At 71.7% G+C, this 14,986-nt stretch carries 17 protein-coding genes; 5 read left to right on the top strand and 12 right to left on the bottom strand.

Annotated elements, in window-relative coordinates:
* Nucleotides 1-59: 59 nt before the first annotated feature.
* The 8 genes from hisF to hisD are packed head-to-tail and all read right to left on the bottom strand — an operon-like array spanning nucleotide 60 to nucleotide 5,766.
* Complete coding sequence (gene hisF / locus OG819_RS23825) at nucleotides 60-815, bottom strand: imidazole glycerol phosphate synthase subunit HisF (protein WP_266651106.1); 756 nt, start codon at nucleotides 813-815, stop codon at nucleotides 60-62.
* Nucleotides 812-1,225, bottom strand: a complete 414-nt coding sequence (locus tag OG819_RS23820) for a RidA family protein (RefSeq protein ID WP_266624052.1) — start codon at nucleotides 1,223-1,225, stop codon at nucleotides 812-814. Before OG819_RS23820 ends, hisF begins: the two co-directional genes overlap by 4 nt.
* Nucleotides 1,222-1,947 carry a bifunctional 1-(5-phosphoribosyl)-5-((5-phosphoribosylamino)methylideneamino)imidazole-4-carboxamide isomerase/phosphoribosylanthranilate isomerase PriA gene (gene priA, locus OG819_RS23815; protein WP_266651105.1) on the bottom strand — a complete coding sequence of 242 codons (726 nt, stop codon included), beginning with the start codon at nucleotides 1,945-1,947 and terminating at the stop codon, nucleotides 1,222-1,224. The genes OG819_RS23820 and priA overlap by 4 nt, the downstream gene beginning before the upstream one ends.
* Nucleotides 1,944-2,591, bottom strand: coding sequence for an imidazole glycerol phosphate synthase subunit HisH (gene hisH, locus OG819_RS23810; RefSeq protein WP_266624053.1), 648 nt, complete (start codon nucleotides 2,589-2,591; stop codon nucleotides 1,944-1,946). Before hisH ends, priA begins: the two co-directional genes overlap by 4 nt.
* A complete protein-coding gene (locus OG819_RS23805) occupies nucleotides 2,582-2,746 on the bottom strand; it encodes a hypothetical protein (RefSeq protein WP_266414950.1) in 165 nt (54 codons plus the stop codon). Before OG819_RS23805 ends, hisH begins: the two co-directional genes overlap by 10 nt.
* Before the next feature lie 4 nt (nucleotides 2,747-2,750).
* Nucleotides 2,751-3,344: an imidazoleglycerol-phosphate dehydratase HisB gene (gene hisB / locus OG819_RS23800; RefSeq protein WP_054217455.1), complete on the bottom strand. Its 594-nt coding sequence runs from the start codon at nucleotides 3,342-3,344 to the stop codon at nucleotides 2,751-2,753.
* Complete coding sequence (locus OG819_RS23795; protein WP_266651104.1) at nucleotides 3,341-4,447, bottom strand: histidinol-phosphate transaminase; 1,107 nt, start codon at nucleotides 4,445-4,447, stop codon at nucleotides 3,341-3,343. Before OG819_RS23795 ends, hisB begins: the two co-directional genes overlap by 4 nt.
* Nucleotides 4,444-5,766, bottom strand: coding sequence for a histidinol dehydrogenase (gene hisD, locus OG819_RS23790; protein WP_266414933.1), 1,323 nt, complete (start codon nucleotides 5,764-5,766; stop codon nucleotides 4,444-4,446). Before hisD ends, OG819_RS23795 begins: the two co-directional genes overlap by 4 nt.
* Before the next feature lie 192 nt (nucleotides 5,767-5,958).
* Here hisD and OG819_RS23785 point away from each other — a divergent pair, with 192 nt between their 5' ends.
* The 4 genes from OG819_RS23785 (at nucleotide 5,959) to ybaK (ending at nucleotide 9,993) form a co-directional block, all read left to right on the top strand.
* Entirely contained in the window at nucleotides 5,959-7,536 is a 1,578-nt protein-coding gene (locus OG819_RS23785; RefSeq protein ID WP_266651103.1) for an oxidoreductase, read from the top strand.
* 171 nt (nucleotides 7,537-7,707) lie between these two features.
* A complete protein-coding gene (locus tag OG819_RS23780; RefSeq protein WP_266624060.1) occupies nucleotides 7,708-8,727 on the top strand; it encodes a hypothetical protein in 1,020 nt (339 codons plus the stop codon).
* Between the two features lie 11 nt (nucleotides 8,728-8,738).
* Nucleotides 8,739-9,479 carry an LON peptidase substrate-binding domain-containing protein gene (locus OG819_RS23775; RefSeq protein ID WP_266624062.1) on the top strand — a complete coding sequence of 247 codons (741 nt, stop codon included), beginning with the start codon at nucleotides 8,739-8,741 and terminating at the stop codon, nucleotides 9,477-9,479.
* A gap of 13 nt (nucleotides 9,480-9,492) precedes the next feature.
* On the top strand, nucleotides 9,493-9,993 hold the full coding sequence (gene ybaK, locus OG819_RS23770; RefSeq protein WP_266624064.1) for a Cys-tRNA(Pro) deacylase: 501 nt from the start codon (nucleotides 9,493-9,495) through the stop codon (nucleotides 9,991-9,993).
* Nucleotides 9,994-10,475: 482 nt separating this feature from the next.
* Here ybaK and OG819_RS23765 read toward each other — a convergent pair whose 3' ends face one another.
* From OG819_RS23765 to OG819_RS23750, 4 genes are all read right to left on the bottom strand, one after another.
* On the bottom strand, nucleotides 10,476-11,135 hold the full coding sequence (locus tag OG819_RS23765; protein ID WP_266651102.1) for an AAA family ATPase: 660 nt from the start codon (nucleotides 11,133-11,135) through the stop codon (nucleotides 10,476-10,478).
* 34 nt (nucleotides 11,136-11,169) lie between these two features.
* Nucleotides 11,170-11,991: an ABC transporter permease gene (locus tag OG819_RS23760; protein WP_266624067.1), complete on the bottom strand. Its 822-nt coding sequence runs from the start codon at nucleotides 11,989-11,991 to the stop codon at nucleotides 11,170-11,172.
* Nucleotides 11,992-12,124: 133 nt separating this feature from the next.
* The gene (locus OG819_RS23755) at nucleotides 12,125-13,147 is read right to left on the bottom strand and encodes an ABC transporter ATP-binding protein (RefSeq protein WP_266624068.1); all 1,023 of its coding nucleotides are present in this window, start codon (nucleotides 13,145-13,147) and stop codon (nucleotides 12,125-12,127) included.
* 207 nt (nucleotides 13,148-13,354) lie between these two features.
* Nucleotides 13,355-14,572 (bottom strand): NYN domain-containing protein, encoded by a 1,218-nt coding sequence (locus OG819_RS23750; protein ID WP_266624069.1) that lies wholly within the window; start codon nucleotides 14,570-14,572, stop codon nucleotides 13,355-13,357.
* A 228-nt stretch (nucleotides 14,573-14,800) separates the two neighbouring features.
* Between OG819_RS23750 and OG819_RS23745 the strand changes: the two genes are divergently transcribed.
* Nucleotides 14,801-14,977: a hypothetical protein gene (locus OG819_RS23745; RefSeq protein ID WP_266651101.1), complete on the top strand. Its 177-nt coding sequence runs from the start codon at nucleotides 14,801-14,803 to the stop codon at nucleotides 14,975-14,977.
* Nucleotides 14,978-14,986 lie beyond the last annotated feature (9 nt).

Here is a 14,986-nt window from a genome sequence, read left to right as displayed (position 1 = left end):
TCAGTGACCGGGGCTCGCGGCGCGGGCGCCGTCAGGCGTCAGGCGTCAGGCGTCAGGCGTCAGCGGACGGGGCGGCCCGCCGCCCGGAGCGTCTCCTTCACCTGACCGATCCGCAGGTCCCCGAAGTGGAAGACGGACGCGGCGAGCACCGCGTCGGCGCCCGCCGCGACGGCGGGCGGGAAGTCGGCGAGCCGGCCCGCGCCGCCGCTGGCGATGAGCGGCACGGTGACGTGTCTGCGGACGGCCTCGATCATCTCGATGTCGTAGCCGCCCTTCGTGCCGTCCGCGTCCATCGAGTTGAGCAGGATCTCGCCCGCGCCCAGCTCGGCGGCCTGGTGCGCCCACTCGACCGCGTCGATCCCGGTGCCCTTGCGCCCGCCGTGGGTGGTGACCTCGAAGGTCCCCCCAGGAGTGCGCCGGGCGTCCACCGACAGCACCAGCACCTGCCGCCCGAACCGCTCCGCGATCTCCCTGATGAGCTGGGGCCGGGCGATCGCGGCCGTGTTGACCCCGACCTTGTCGGCGCCCGCCCGCAGCAGCTTGTCGACGTCCTCGGCCGTGCGCACGCCGCCGCCCACGGTGAGCGGGATGAAGACCTGCTCGGCCGTGCGGCGCACCACGTCGTAGGTGGTCTCCCGGTTGCCCGAGGACGCGGTGATGTCCAGGAACGTCAGCTCGTCGGCGCCCTCGGCGTCGTACACCTTGGCCATCTCGACGGGGTCGCCCGCGTCGCGCAGGTTCTGGAAGTTGACGCCCTTGACGACCCGGCCGTTGTCCACGTCCAGACAGGGGATGACTCGTACGGCGAGGGTCATGCTGCGGACACTCCCGGTTCTCCGCTGGGGCGGAACGCCTCCACCTCGACCTCGACGACCAGACTGGGGTCCACGAAGCCGGAGACGATGATCATGGATGCGGCGGGCCGGACGGCGTCGAACAGCTCTTTGTGAGCGCGCCCGACGTCGTCCACGTCCCGCGCATGGGTGACGTACATGCGCGTCCGTACCACGTCGTCCCGGCCCAGACCCAGCTGCTCCAGCGCCGCGAACGCGACTTTGAACGCGTTGATCGCCTGCTCGTACGGGCCGCCCCCGGCGATCTCGCCGTCCACTATCGACGTGCAGCCGGCGACCAGCACCAGGCCGTTCGGCAGCTCCACCGCGCGGGAGTAGCCGAAGGCGTCCTCCCAGGGCGCGCCGGTCGTGACGCGTCGTACGTCGCTCACTTGGCTACCGCCTCCAGGGCCTCTTCCAGGGTGAACGCCTTGGCGTAGAGGGCCTTGCCGACGATCGAGCCCTCGACGCCCAGCGGCACGAGCTCGGCGATGGCACGCAGGTCGTCCAGGGACGAGACCCCGCCCGAGGCGACGACCGGGCGGTCCGTCGCGGCGCACACATTGCGCAGCAGCTCCAGGTTCGGGCCCTGCAGTGTGCCGTCCTTGGCGATGTCCGTGACCACGTAGCGCGCGCAGCCCTCGGAGTCGAGGCGCTCCAGCGTCTCGTAGAGGTCGCCGCCGTCGCGAGTCCAGCCGCGGCCGCGCAGCGTCGTACCGCGTACGTCGAGACCGACCGCGATCTTGTCGCCGTGCTCGGCGATGACCTTGGCGACCCACTCCGGACTCTCCAGGGCGGCGGTGCCGAGGTTCACCCGGGTGCAGCCGGTGGCGAGGGCGGCGGCGAGCGTGTCGTCGTCGCGGATGCCACCGGACAGCTCGACCTTGATGTCCATGGCGCCGGCGACCTCGGCGATCAGCTTGCGGTTGTCGCCGGTGCCGAACGCGGCGTCCAGGTCGACGAGGTGCAGCCACTCGGCGCCCGAGCGCTGCCAGGCGAGGGCGGCCTCGAGGGGGGAGCCGTAAGAAGTTTCCGTCCCGGACTCGCCGTGCACGAGCCGGACGGCCTGGCCGTCGCGGACGTCGACGGCGGGGAGGAGTTCGAGCTTGCTCACAGTGTTCCGATCCAGTTGGTGAGGAGCTGGGCTCCGGCGTCGCCGGACTTCTCGGGGTGGAACTGCGTGGCCCACAGGGGGCCGTTCTCGACGGCCGCCACAAAGGGCTTGCCGTGCGTCGACCAGGTCACCAGGGGTGCGCGCAGTGCCGGGTTGCCGACTTCCAGGGACCAGTCGTGGACGGCGTAGGAGTGCACGAAGTAGAAGCGCGCGTCGGCGTCGAGTCCGGCGAAGAGCTGTGAGTCGGCCGGGGCCTCGACCGTGTTCCAGCCCATGTGGGGCACGATGTCGGCCTGGAGCGGTTTGACCGTGCCGGGCCACTCGTCGAGGCCCTCGGTCTCCACGCCGTGCTCGATGCCGCGCTCGAAGAGGATCTGCATGCCGACGCAGATGCCCATCACCGGGCGGCCGCCGGACAGGCGGCGGCCGATGATCCAGTCGCCGCGGGCGTCCTTGAGGCCCTTCATGCAGGCGGCGAAGGCGCCGACGCCGGGCACCAGCAGCCCGTCCGCGTTCATGGCCTTGTCGAAGTCGCGCGTGATCTCGACCTCGGCACTCGCGCGTGCGAGGGCACGCTCGGCGGAGCGCACGTTCCCGAAGCCGTAGTCGAAGACGACGACCTTCTTAGGAGCGGTCAATTCCACACCTCCAGCCTCATGACGCCCGCGACCAGACACATCGCGGCGCCGAAGGAGAGCAGCACGATGAGGCTCGCGGGCATCTTCTGCTTGACGAAGGAGTAGACGCCGCCCAGGAGGAAGAGCCCGACGACGATCAGCATGGAGTTGAGACCTGTCATGGCTTTACAGAGCGCCCTTCGTGGAGGGGAGGATGCCGGCGGCGCGCGGGTCGCGCTCGGAGGCGTAGCGCAGCGCCCGGGCGAGCGCCTTGAACTGGCACTCCACGATGTGGTGCGCGTTGCGACCGTAGGGCACGTGCACGTGCAGTGCGATCTGGGCCTGGGCGACGAAGGACTCCAGGATGTGCCGGGTCATCGTCGTGTCGTACTCGCCGATCATCGGCGCCATGTTCTCGGGCTCGGTGTGCACGAGGTAGGGGCGGCCCGACAGGTCGACCGTCACCTGGGCGAGGGACTCGTCCAGCGGGACCGTGCAGTTGCCGAAGCGGTAGATCCCGACCTTGTCGCCGAGTGCCTGCTTGAAGGCGGCGCCGAGCGCGAGGGCGGTGTCCTCGATGGTGTGGTGCGAGTCGATGTGCAGGTCGCCCTCGGTCTTCACGGTCAGGTCGAACAGACCGTGCCGGCCGAGCTGGTCGAGCATGTGGTCGTAGAAGCCCACGCCCGTCGACACCTCGACCTTGCCGGACCCGTCGAGATCTATCTCGACGAGGACCGACGTCTCCTTGGTCGTCCGCTCCACTCTTCCGACGCGGCTCATGCGCTCTGCTCCTTCTTCAACTCACGGACCGCGTCCAGGAACGCGTCGTTTTCGGCCGGGGTGCCGGCGGAGACCCGCAGCCATCCCGGTACGCCGTTGTCCCGGACCAGGACGCCCTGGTCGAGGATCTTCTGCCAGGCCTCGTGGGAGTCCGCGAATCGCCCGAACTGGACGAAGTTCGCGTCGGACTCGGTCACGTCGTACCCGATCGCACGCAGCTCGGCGACCAGCCGGTCCCGCTCGGCCTTCAGCTGCTCCACGTACCCGAGCAGCGTGTCGGTGTGCTCCAGGGCGGCCAGGGCGGTGGCCTGCGCGACGGCCGACAGGTGGTAGGGCAGCCGTACGAGCTGGACCGCGTCCACGACCGCGGGGTGCGCGGCGAGATAGCCGAGGCGCAGTCCGGCCGCGCCGAACGCCTTCGACATCGTCCGCGAGACGACGAGATTCGGCCGCCCCTCGATCAGCGGCAGCAGCGAGTCGCCGTGGCTGAACTCGACGTACGCCTCGTCGACCACGACCATGGACGGCTTGGCGGCCTGCGCGGCCTCGTACAGCGCGAGGACCGTCTCACGCGGCACCGCGTTGCCCGTGGGGTTGTTGGGGGTGGTGATGAAGACGACGTCCGGGCGGCTCTCGGTGATGGCCCGGGTGGCGGCCGCCAGGTCGATCGTGAAGTCCTCGTTGCGGGGACCCGAGATCCAGGCCGTGCCGGTGCCGCGTGCGATGAGCGTGTGCATCGAGTACGAGGGCTCGAAGCCGATCGCCGTACGGCCGGGTCCCCCGAAGGTCTGCAGCAGCTGCTGGATGACCTCGTTCGAGCCGTTGGCCGCCCAGACGTTCTCGACGCCGACCCGGTGCCCGCCGGTCCTCGTCAGGTACTTGGCCAGCTCGGTGCGCAGCTCCACCGCGTCCCGGTCGGGGTAGCGGTTGAGGTTGCGGGCGGCCTCACGGACCCGCTCGGCGATCCGCTCGACGAGCGGTTCGGGCAGCGGGTAGGGGTTCTCGTTGGTGTTCAGCCGTACGGGCACGTCGAGTTGGGGCGCACCGTAGGGGGACTTGCCGCGCAGCTCGTCCCGTACGGGAAGATCGTCGATACCGGTCACTTGCTCTCTGGAACCTTCCACCCGAAACGAGCCTTGATCGCCGCCCCGTGGGCCGGCAGGTCCTCCGCCTCCGCGAGCGTCACCACGTGGTGCGCCACCTCGGCGAGGGCGTCGCGCGTGTAGTCCACGATGTGGATGCCGCGCAGGAAGGACTGGACGCTCAGCCCCGAGGAGTGGCAGGCGCAACCGCCGGTGGGCAGCACGTGGTTGGAGCCCGCGCAGTAGTCGCCCAGCGACACCGGCGCCCAGGCGCCGACGAAGATCGCGCCCGCGTTCTTCACCCGGTCGGCGACGGCGGCCGCGTCCGCCGTCTGGATCTCCAGGTGCTCGGCGCCGTACGCGTCGACGACCCGCAGGCCCTCGTCCACGCCGTCGACGAGGACGATCGCCGACTGCCTGCCGCTGAGCGCCGGGACGATCCGGTCCTCGATGTGCTTGGTGGCCGCGACCTGCGGCTCCAGCTCCTTCTCGACCGCCTCCGCCAGCTCGGCGGAGTCCGTGACGAGGACGGCGGCGGCGAGCGGGTCGTGCTCGGCCTGGCTGATCAGGTCGGCGGCCACGTGCACCGGGTCGGCGGTCTCGTCCGCGAGGATCGCGATCTCGGTCGGGCCGGCCTCGGTGTCGATGCCGATCTTGCCGGTGAAGTAGCGCTTGGCGGCGGCGACCCAGATGTTGCCGGGGCCGGTGACCATGTTGGCGGGCGGGCAGGACTCCGTGCCGTACGCGAACATCGCGACGGCGGTCGCGCCACCGGCCGCGTACACCTCGTCGACGCCGAGCAGCGCGCAGGCGGCGAGGATCGTCGGGTGCGGCAGGCCGCCGAAATCGGCCTGCGCGGGGGAGGCGAGGGCGATCGACTCGACGCCCGCCTCCTGCGCCGGGACCACGTTCATGATCACGGACGAGGGGTAGACGGAGCGGCCGCCGGGCGCGTACAGCCCAACCCGCCCGACCGGCACCCACTTCTCGGTGACCGAGCCGCCCGGCGCGACCTGGGTGGTGTGCGCGGCGCGGCGCTGCTCGCGGTGGACCAGGCGGGCGCGGCGGATGGACTCCTCCAGGGCCGCGCGCACGGCCGGGTCGAGCTGCTCCAGGGCGTCGGCGAGGGCCTGGGCCGGGACCCGTACGGACTCCAGCCGTACGCCGTCGAACTTCTCCGCGTAGTCGATCAGCGCCGCGTCCCCCCGATGATGCACGGCCTCGCAGATCGGACGCACCTTCTCCAGGGCGGCCTGTACGTCGAAGTCGGCTCGGGGCAGCAGGTCGCGCAGGGCGGAGCCCTCGGGGAGGGCGTCGCCGCGCAGATCGATTCGGGCCATACGAAGAGATTGCAGCACGATCCCAATTCTCTCAGACGGCGATAAGGCGCCGGACGCCTGTATCAATGGCTGATACAAGCCGTCCCAGGCTCCCCCCGGAGATCTCCGTCACCAATAGCGTTCGGTCCGTCACACAGCGGGCATGAACGGTCGTACGAAACCCGCGAGTAGTTGGGGAGGAAGGGAAGAGCCGTGACCGAGGGGGCCGGCCTGCGCGCCGGGGACCTGCCAGACGAGTTGACCGCGGCCGAGGCCGGGATGTGGCAGGCCTTCCGCAACGGCAGCGTGTACGACCTGCGTAGCGGGGACATGACCGTGGACGATCCGCACGGCGGCCATCCCTGGGGGCCCGAGCGCAGTGTCCGGGCCCGGATCGTGGCGTGGCTGCTGCTCGACGGGCCGCCGGCCCTCCAGGGCCGGGTCGCCTCCCTGAAGCTGACCGGCGTGCAGATCACCGACGTCCTCGACCTCGCGGGCGGCACGGTGGTCCCGTACGTCGAGCTGAAGGGCTGCCGGTTCGAGAAGGAGATCCTGCTGCCGGAGGCGCGCTTCACGACCGTACGCCTGGTCAACTGCTCGGTGCCGCGCCTGGAGGCGGCCCGGGTGCACACCGAGGGCGATCTGCATCTGCCGCGCTGCCGCTTCCACAACGGTGTACGGCTGACCGACGCGCACATCGGCACGGATCTGCTGCTCAACCAGGCCGTGGTCTACCGGGACCGGCGCGGCCGCTCGCTCACCGGGGACGGCATGACCGTGGGACAGGACCTTCAGGCCGAGATGCTGGAGTCGCACGGCGAGCTGAGTCTGCGCGGCGCGACGGTCGGTGTCTCGCTCAGCCTGCGCGGCAGCAAGCTGAACAACCCGTACTCACGGCTCGCCCTGAACGCCCCCCAGCTGACCGTCAACCGCACGCTGTACATGACCCCCGCGGGCCTCGGCAATCCCCTGCTGACCAGTGGCACCACCCCGGCGCGCGGGACGCTGGTGCAACGCTTCGAGTGCCGGGGCGGCATCCGCCTCGACGACGGGCGGTTCGGGGACGCCCTCGACTTCGAGCGGGCCCGTTTCACCTTCGACGACGACCAGGAGCTGTCCCTGCTGCGGGTGCAGACGCCCGAGCTGCGCTTCCTCGGGGAGCGCCCGGAGCGGGGCAAGGTCGTCCTGTCGGGCGCGCGGATCGTCAATCTCGTCGACCGGGCGGACAGCTGGCCGGGCCCGGGCAACCTCCACATGGGCGGATTCAGCTACGAGAACCTCGTACCGCAGGGCGGGTTCCCGCTGATCCGGCGGCTGGAGTGGGTGGCGGCGGCGACCGCCGAGTACAGCCCGGAGCCGTACGAGCGACTGGCCACCGTGCTGCGCGACTCCGGTGAGGACGAGGACGCGCGCGAGGTGCTGCTCGCCAAGCAGCGTCGCCGCCGCGAGACCCTGCCGCTCGCGGCCAAGCTGTGGGGGTACGCACAGGACTGGACGGTCGCCTACGGGTACCGGCCCGGCCGGGCGGCCCTGTGGATGGCGGTGCTGTGGGCGGCGTCCTCGATCGCCTTCTCGCACGCGACCCACACCCCGGCGAGCGGCGGGCGTCCGCCGTGGAACGCCGCGCTGTTCGCCCTCGACCTGCTGCTGCCGGTGATCGACCTCGGCCAGGTGGACACCTGGCAGCTGCGCGGCGGCTGGCAGTGGCTGGCCGCGGTGGTGATCCTCCTTGGCTGGATCCTGGCGACGACGGTGGCGGCGGGGGCGACGCGGCTGCTGCGCCGCAGCTGAGAGGCCCTTGGGACAGCATCCGGCCATGTTGTTGACAGGCCTTCAATAGTAGAACAACAGTCACTTTTTACTCACCCTTGACCGTTCGACGCACAACCAAACGAGGGTTACGAAAGTGTCACCGCCCGCCTCTGGTACAGCCCCGACCTGCGGTTTTCAATGGTCGATACCATGGCACTGCTGCGCGCGTTCATCCGTACGGCCCGGATGGTCAAGAACACTTCGCGCCTCGCCGCCGGACTGCCCGCCGACGACGAGGTACTGCTGGACGCCCCGGACGAGCGGCTCGCCCCCGCCCTCGTCGCGGCGGCCCGCGGCGAGTACGACATCGCGGCCAAACTGCTCGCCGCTACCCGCGAGGCCGCCGAGTGGGAGAACCGCGACCGCTACGCGATGCGCCTCGCCGCCTTCGCCCGCACCCGCGACGAGTGGCTCCAGACCTGGCAGAGCGAGTCCCCGCACGACCCGGACGCGCTCCTGGTCAAGGCCGAGCTCGCGGTGCGCCGCTGGTGGGAGTCGCCCGCCCGCGCCGAGCTGCTGCGCGAGGCCGGCCCGCTGATCGGCGCCGCCGCCGAGGGCGACCCGCGCGACCCTGTGCCCTGGCGGATCGCGCTCGACCACGCCCGGGGCACCAACGCCGGGCACACCGAGTTCGAGAAGCTGTGGACCGAGGCCGTACGCCGCTCCCCGCACCACTATGGTTGCCATGTGGCCGCCCTGAAGTACCTGTCGGCCGCCTGGTACGGCTCGCACCGCGAGTGCTTCGACTTCGCCGAGCGGGCCGCCCAGGACGCGCTGCCCGGCTCACTCGTACAGGCGTTGCCGGTGCGCGCGGCCTTCGCCTATCTGACCGAGGGCGGCCGGGCCGTCGTACCGCGTGAACGGCTCGACGCGGCGGCCGACCTCGCGATCGCGGTCTCGGCGGCGTACGCGCCCGCCGACCCGTGGCCCGCGGAGGTGCGCAACCTCCTCACCTACGTCCTGATCAGGCTGGAGCGCTGGCAGGACGCCCTGGACCAGCTCCGTCTGATCGGCCCGTACGCGACCTCGTTCCCCTGGGACCGGGTCTCCGACGACCCGCTGAGCCAGTTCCTGGAACTGCGCGACGGAGTCCGCCTGGAGGTCGCCTCGAACACCCCCCTCCATCCACGGAGTGAGCACGACGGACGTGCCCGCTCCGGCGACCATTAGGCTTTCGCGTCGTGACCACCGTCCGGCTCCCGCTCTTCCCCCTGAACTCGGTTCTGTTCCCGGGGCTCGTGCTTCCACTGAACATCTTCGAGGAGCGCTATCGCGCCATGATGCGCGAACTGCTGAAGACCCCCGAGGACGAATCGCGCCGATTCGCCGTCGTCGCCATCCGCGACGGCCACGAGGTCGCGCCCTCCGCACCCGGCATGCCGGACCAGACGGCGTTGCCGCAGCGCGGGCCCGCGGCCGGGTTCGGCGACGACCCGCTGAAGGCCTTCCACGAGGTGGGCTGCGTCGCGGACGCGGCCACCGTCCGGGAGCGCGCCGACGGCAGCTTCGAGGTCCTCGCCACCGGCACCACGCGGGTACGGCTCCTGTCGGTGGACGCCTCCGGCCCCTTCCTGACGGCCGAGCTGGAGGAGCTGCCGGAGGAACCCGGCGAGGAGGCGGGCGCGCTCGCCGAGGGCGTCCTGCGGGCCTTCCGGCAGTACCAGAAGCGGCTGGCGGGCGCCCGCGAACGCTCACTGTCCACCGGCGCGGACCTGCCGGACGACCCGGCGGTGGTCTCCTACCTCGTGGCGGCCGCCGTGATGCTCGACATCCCGGCCAAGCAGCAGCTGCTCCAGGCCCCCGACACGGCCACCCGCCTCCACGAAGAGCTGAAACTCCTGCGCGCCGAGACCGCCATCATCCGTAACCTGCCGTCGTTGCCCGCGGCGGAACTGACGCGCAACCCGACAAGTCTCAACTGAAGGCATCGACACCTTGGCGAAGAAGTCGAAGAAGCAGCAGCCCGGGGGCACGCCCGCGACGGTGGCCCTGACCGCGGCGGGCGTCGCGTACACGGTCCACGCCTACGAGCACGACCCCGCGCACCCCTCCTACGGCGAGGAGGCCGCCGAGGCGATGGGCGTCTCGCCCGACCGCGTCTTCAAGACCCTGGTCGCGGACGTGGACGGCTCCCTGGTGGTCGCCGTGGTCCCCGTCGCGGGCTCCCTGGACCTCAAGGCCCTGGCCACGGCGGTGGGCGGCAAGCGCGCCGCCATGGCCGACCCGGCCGCCGCCGAGCGCACCACGGGCTACGTCCGCGGCGGCATCTCCCCCCTGGGCCAGCGCAAGAAACTCCGCACGGTCCTGGACGCCTCGGCCGACCACCACACCACGATCTGCGTCTCGGCCGGCCGCCGGGGCCTGGAGGTGGAGCTCGCCCCCGACGACTTGGCGAAACTCACGGAAGCGGTTGCCGCGCCGGTCGCCCGTGCGTGACCCCTCGACGGATGCGTCATCCTGCGTTAAGCACGAGAGGCATGTCGAAGCGAACCCGCAAACGCAAGTGGCGCACGAAGAAGGGCCGCTCGAACCACGGCCACCGACCTCCATGACCTGGGCGCCCGGCCCCCCGAAGTCGTCCGACTGACGGCCGGTGGGGGCTGAGCGCGCAGTTCCCCGCGCCCCTGGGGCGAGGCTCCGCCCCGCATCTTTCAGCCCGTCCGGCGTGTGAGGACGAGACCGAAGGCCGATACCCCACCCACCCCGCCGGCCCGCGTCCCGTCCCCCAGCCCATCAGGCCCCTGAGGACGAACCCGAAGGCCCATACCCCCAGCCCGTCCGGCGTTTGAGGACGAGGCCGTTCAGGCCGATGCGGGGGTCTGGGGGCGGCAGCCCCCAGTGGAGTCGAAGGGGCGGAGCCCCTGGGGATGGGACGGGTAGGGGCGGCGGGGGCGAGAGAAGCCGGCCGTGTCCCCGGTTCAGACCGCCGGAGGCGCCGGTGGGGCCCCGTACGGGCTCGCATAGGGATCCGGATCCCGGGGACCGAACAACGCGGTCAGACCGAGATGAACCACCAGCCCCGCCAGGGACCACGCCAGCAACGCCCCCTTCGCCCCGAGCTTCAACGGCGCCGAGAAAGTCACCCCCTTGCCGACATGCTTGGCATGGGCGACCACGTTCTGCGTCGGCCCGAGCCAGATCCCGATCCGCCAGGCGAGCAGCGACCCGAGCACACCCCCCACGGCCAGCGCCACGACGAGCGGCACACCCCCACGCCGCCGCACCAGAAAAACCACCACCGCGCTGACCGCACCGAACGCCAACGCGAGCAGCGTGAACGTTCCGTCGACCCCGATGGCCTGCTCACCTTCGGTGTCCTTCAGATACACCGCGCTGTCGTCCGCGACCAGCGGCACATGCGGCGCCAGCCACCACCACAGCACCCCGAGCAGTACTCCCGCGAGTGCCACCGCCACCGTGACGACGGCGGCCTCCTTCACTTCGGTCTTCATCCCGGGCCCGTCCTGTTCGTACCCGACGGTCCCCGCGACGCCCCCGGCGGGCGGAGCCTGCCAGGCATGGGCGTCGTCGGAGGGAGGTTGATGCGGCGGCGGCGGCGGAGTCAGCGGTGCGGTCACCCTGCCATCGTGCCAGGCCCGGCTGTCAGCCGCGTCACCGGACGGCCGCCCGGCGGTACGCCCAGGTCGCCACCGCCAGCGAGGCCACCCCGACGCCCGCGCAGACGCCGAGGTCACCGAGGACGAAGGCCCAGTCGGGGTGCTCCCCGAAGCTCCGCGCGAAGGCCTCGACGCCGTAGGTGGAGGGCAGCAGATCACGGCCGTACTGCACCACCGTAGGCAGCCGGTCCGCCGGCAGCACCCCGAGCAGCAGTGCCGCCGACATCCCCAACTGTCCGAGCAGCGTGGCGAGTTCGGGTCGAGGCGCAAGCAGTCCGAGTGCCGCCCCGAGCCCGGCGAGCGCGGCGCCGGCGAGCGGGATCACCGCGACGAGCACCCACAGATGCGCCATCGGCAGCCCGAAGAGGACACAGCCGACGAGGGCGGTGACCACGGTCCCGGGCACGGTGAAGGACGCGTACGCGCCGGCCACGCCCAGCACGACGGCGGCCGGCGGCACGGGCAGGGTCGCGTAGTGGTCGAGCCCGCCGCCGGCCCGCAGCTGTCCGAAGTACTGTGCCAGCAGGTTCAGCCCGACGAAGGCGACGACCAGGACCGACGCCCCGGCCACGATGGAGCGGGCCTCGCCCCCGCCGTCCACCACGCCACGCATCATGACCATGATGCCGACGGACTGGACCGTGGCCACGAACAGCAGCGGAATCCGCGCCACGCGCGCGCGGGAGAGCTGGGCCCGGTACATGGCGGCGAGGGAGGGCCACAGCCGCGCCCGCGGCCCGAGTTCGGCGGCGTCGCCGGCGCCCTCGGCCGCGGACAGCGCACTGCCCGACAGCACCTCAGCGGGTACGACACTCACGTCGAGCTGCTCCTCTTCACTCCGGCAGCCGTCCTGTCCCTGTTTCCGACGCCGATTCTCACGCCGTCTCCCACACCCACGACGCCCCTCCCCACCCGTACGGACTCCCCTACGGATTCCGGACCCCGCGGGCTCATGCCTTCACCAGCCCCTGCGCATCGCCGCCGAGCGAGAGGTACACGTCCTCGAGGCTCGGCGTGGCCAGCGTGAAGTCGTCGAGCGCGGCGAACGCGGCGCCACCGGTGACCGTGGCGACGGCCGCGCGGGCTTCCTCCGGGGCGAGCCGCAGGGTCCAGCGGCGTCCCGACTCGACGGCCCGGGCCCGCAGCGCGGCGACCTCGGGCACGTCCAGCGGCGCGTTCTCGCGCCAGACGAGTTCGACCCTCACCTCGCCCGCGACCCGCTCCTTCAGACCGGCCGGTGTGTCGCAGGCGATGACGCGGCCCCGGTCGAGGACGGCGACCCGGTCGAGGACGGTCTCCGCCTCGATGACGTTGTGGGTGACCAGCAGCACGGTGGTGCCGTGTTCGGCCCGGCGCCGGTCGACGGCGCTCCACACGGCCCGCCGGGCCACGGGGTCCATGCCGGTGGTCGGCTCGTCGAGGACGAGCAGCGGCCGTTGTCCGACCAGCGCGGTGGCGAAGCAGGCCAGCCGCCGCTGGCCGCCGGACAGCTTCTTCAGGGGGCGGGAGGCGATCGGGGTGAGCCCCAGCTCGTCGAGTACGGCGTCCCGCTCGGCCCGCGCCTCGCGCAGTTCGAGCCCGCGCAGCCGCCCGGTCGTCTCCGCGGCCAGCGACACGGTCAGCTCGTCGAGGGCGGTGGACTCCTGTCCGAGGTACGCGAGGATCCGCGCCGCCCGCTCGGGGTGGCGCACGATGTCGTGCCCGAGGATCTCGATACTGCCGCTGTCGGGTCGCATGAGCCCGGTCAGCTGGCGTACGAGGGTCGACTTCCCGGCGCCGTTCGGCCCGAGCAGCCCGAAGATCTCACCGCGCCGGATGTCCAGCCGTACCCCGTCGGTGGCCCGCACCTCGGGCGTACCGGGGCTGCCACGGCGTCCGCGGACGGCCGGGTAGGTCTTGGTCAGCGCGCGCGCCGAGCACACGACATCGCCCCTGTGCCCGTTCCGGACTGCCTGTGCCGTGCGCGTACTCACGAAGGACGAGCCTACGGGGTCCGATGCCCCGTTATGCGCCCGGGGCCGTCACCTGGGCCCACTCACAAGCCACTCATGAGCGTATCTCGCGCCCCGCCCGGCCAGGGCCGCGGGGCTGTGACGTCGTGCGGCTGCGCCGCGTGAGCGCGACAAGCCCCACCCACCCGCACCCGAGAGACACACCCGGGGTTCAACCGCTCCCCCGGTTCACTCCCCGGCAGGGGCGTGCTCCGCCGCCGTGCGCACATCGATCTCCCGCCAGAACCCCGCCCTGATCGCATACCGGTCGTGCTCGTCGATCTGGTCGTCCTTGTGGGCGAGCAGCCCGAAGCGCGCGGCGTAACGCAGCAGCTCGCCGTCCACGCGGTGCGGCACCCGCGGGTACATCGTGGACAGCTTCTGCAGATGGCCCGGGTCGGTGAGCCGCCCCATCCAACGGCGCGCGAAGACCTGCCCGACCTCGTACGGATCACCGCCGACCGTGGTGATGTCCTCCTCGCGGTCGGCCCACCGCTGCTCGGCGGAGGTGAGCTGGGCGAGCGTGGGCAGCGCGGCGGCCTCCGCCGACTCGGTGGCGCCCCCGGGCCGCTCGATCCACCCCTTGTCGGACGACCAGCGCAGCGTCGCGCTCGCGGGGTGCTGGGGGGCCTGTACGCCCGGTGTGCGCAGTGCGGCCAGGTCCTTCGGCGTGGGTACGCCCTTGGGGGTGGGAACCCGCTCCTCGGCCCCGTTCCGCGACTCGGCCACAGGGCTGTGCTCCGCGGACTCGGCGGGCCGCTCGGCCGCGCCGGCGAGCGACGAGTCGGGCAGCGGCGCGGAGAGGATCGCGGCGATCTCGGGGCGCGGCACGGGCTGCGGCGCGCAGATCCCGCCGAGATCCTTGGCCCGTACGGCCTTGGTGATCCACGCACGGTCCAGCACCCGGCGCTCGTCGGCCTCGGCGACCAGGTCCTCGGACTGGTTGTAGTCGCCGTCCGCGGCCTGCACGGCCCACAGGTGTACGGCGACGCCGTGTTCCTTTGCGGCCATCATGCCCGGCAGTAGGTCCCCGTCGCCGGTCACCAGGACCACGTCGGAGCAGGCGCGGTTGCGGGCCAGCTCGGTCAGCTCGGCATGCATGGCGGCGTCGACGCCCTTCTGCGCCCACCGCCCGTCGCTACGGGTCAGCGCGCCCAGGCGCACCGTGACCCGTGGCATCACGCGCAGCCTGCGGTGCTCCGGTTGCGGTACGCGGTCGGGGGCGCCGTCGAACCAGTAGATGCGCAGCAGGGGCCGCTCCGTGTCGGACTCGGCGCGCTCGCGCAAGCCCTGGATGAGGGCGGCGTGGTCGACGGTGATCCGGGATCGCGAGGGCTCCCCGGCGAGGAGACTGGCGGCAGCCCCGAGCAGATACCCGGCGTCCACCAGGACGATGCAGCGGTCCACGCGGTCCACCCTCTTTCCGGTTCCGGGAGGTTTGCTTCGGGCTTGCTTCGAGTCTGCCCGACCACGCGGAGGTTAACGGCCCGAACTCGATCTTCGGCGTGGCGTATCGGGAGATAACGCTCCGACAGGCCTTATCACGCACGGTAATTCTCCGAAATGCACTGCTTGTCAGGCTATGTGAATCTGGTTCCGGCCCTGACCCCTAGGGCCCCACAGGAGGCAATCACCATGGCCAAGAACAAGAACCGCAAGCAGGGCGGCCAGCAGGACCGCTCCTCGCAGGCCGAGCGTGCGCATGAGCAGGCGCAGCGGTCCTCGACGGAGGCCCACACGCCGATATCGCAGGTCCAGAGCAGTCCCGCGGACGTCGCCCGCAAGCACCAGAAGCGCTTCGGCCACAACTGAGGCCACGCT

The organism is Streptomyces sp. NBC_01549 (assembly GCF_026339955.1).
Taxonomy (GTDB): Bacteria; Actinomycetota; Actinomycetes; order Streptomycetales; family Streptomycetaceae; genus Streptomyces.
This window is presented reverse-complemented; position numbering and strand designations above follow the sequence as displayed.

Bases quoted from the DNA above. Each gene is read 5' to 3' on its own strand.
- hisF (WP_266651106.1), bottom strand. From the start codon at position 815: ATGACCCTCGCCGTACGAGTCATCCCCTGTCTGGACGTGGACAACGGC.
- OG819_RS23805 (WP_266414950.1), bottom strand. From the start codon at position 2,746: ATGACAGGTCTCAACTCCATGCTGATCGTCGTCGGGCTCTTCCTCCTG.
- hisB (WP_054217455.1), bottom strand. From the start codon at position 3,344: ATGAGCCGCGTCGGAAGAGTGGAGCGGACGACCAAGGAGACGTCGGTC.
- hisD (WP_266414933.1), bottom strand. From the start codon at position 5,766: ATGGCCCGAATCGATCTGCGCGGCGACGCCCTCCCCGAGGGCTCCGCC.
- OG819_RS23780 (WP_266624060.1), top strand. From the start codon at position 7,708: ATGGCACTGCTGCGCGCGTTCATCCGTACGGCCCGGATGGTCAAGAAC.
- OG819_RS23745 (WP_266651101.1), top strand. From the start codon at position 14,801: ATGGCCAAGAACAAGAACCGCAAGCAGGGCGGCCAGCAGGACCGCTCC.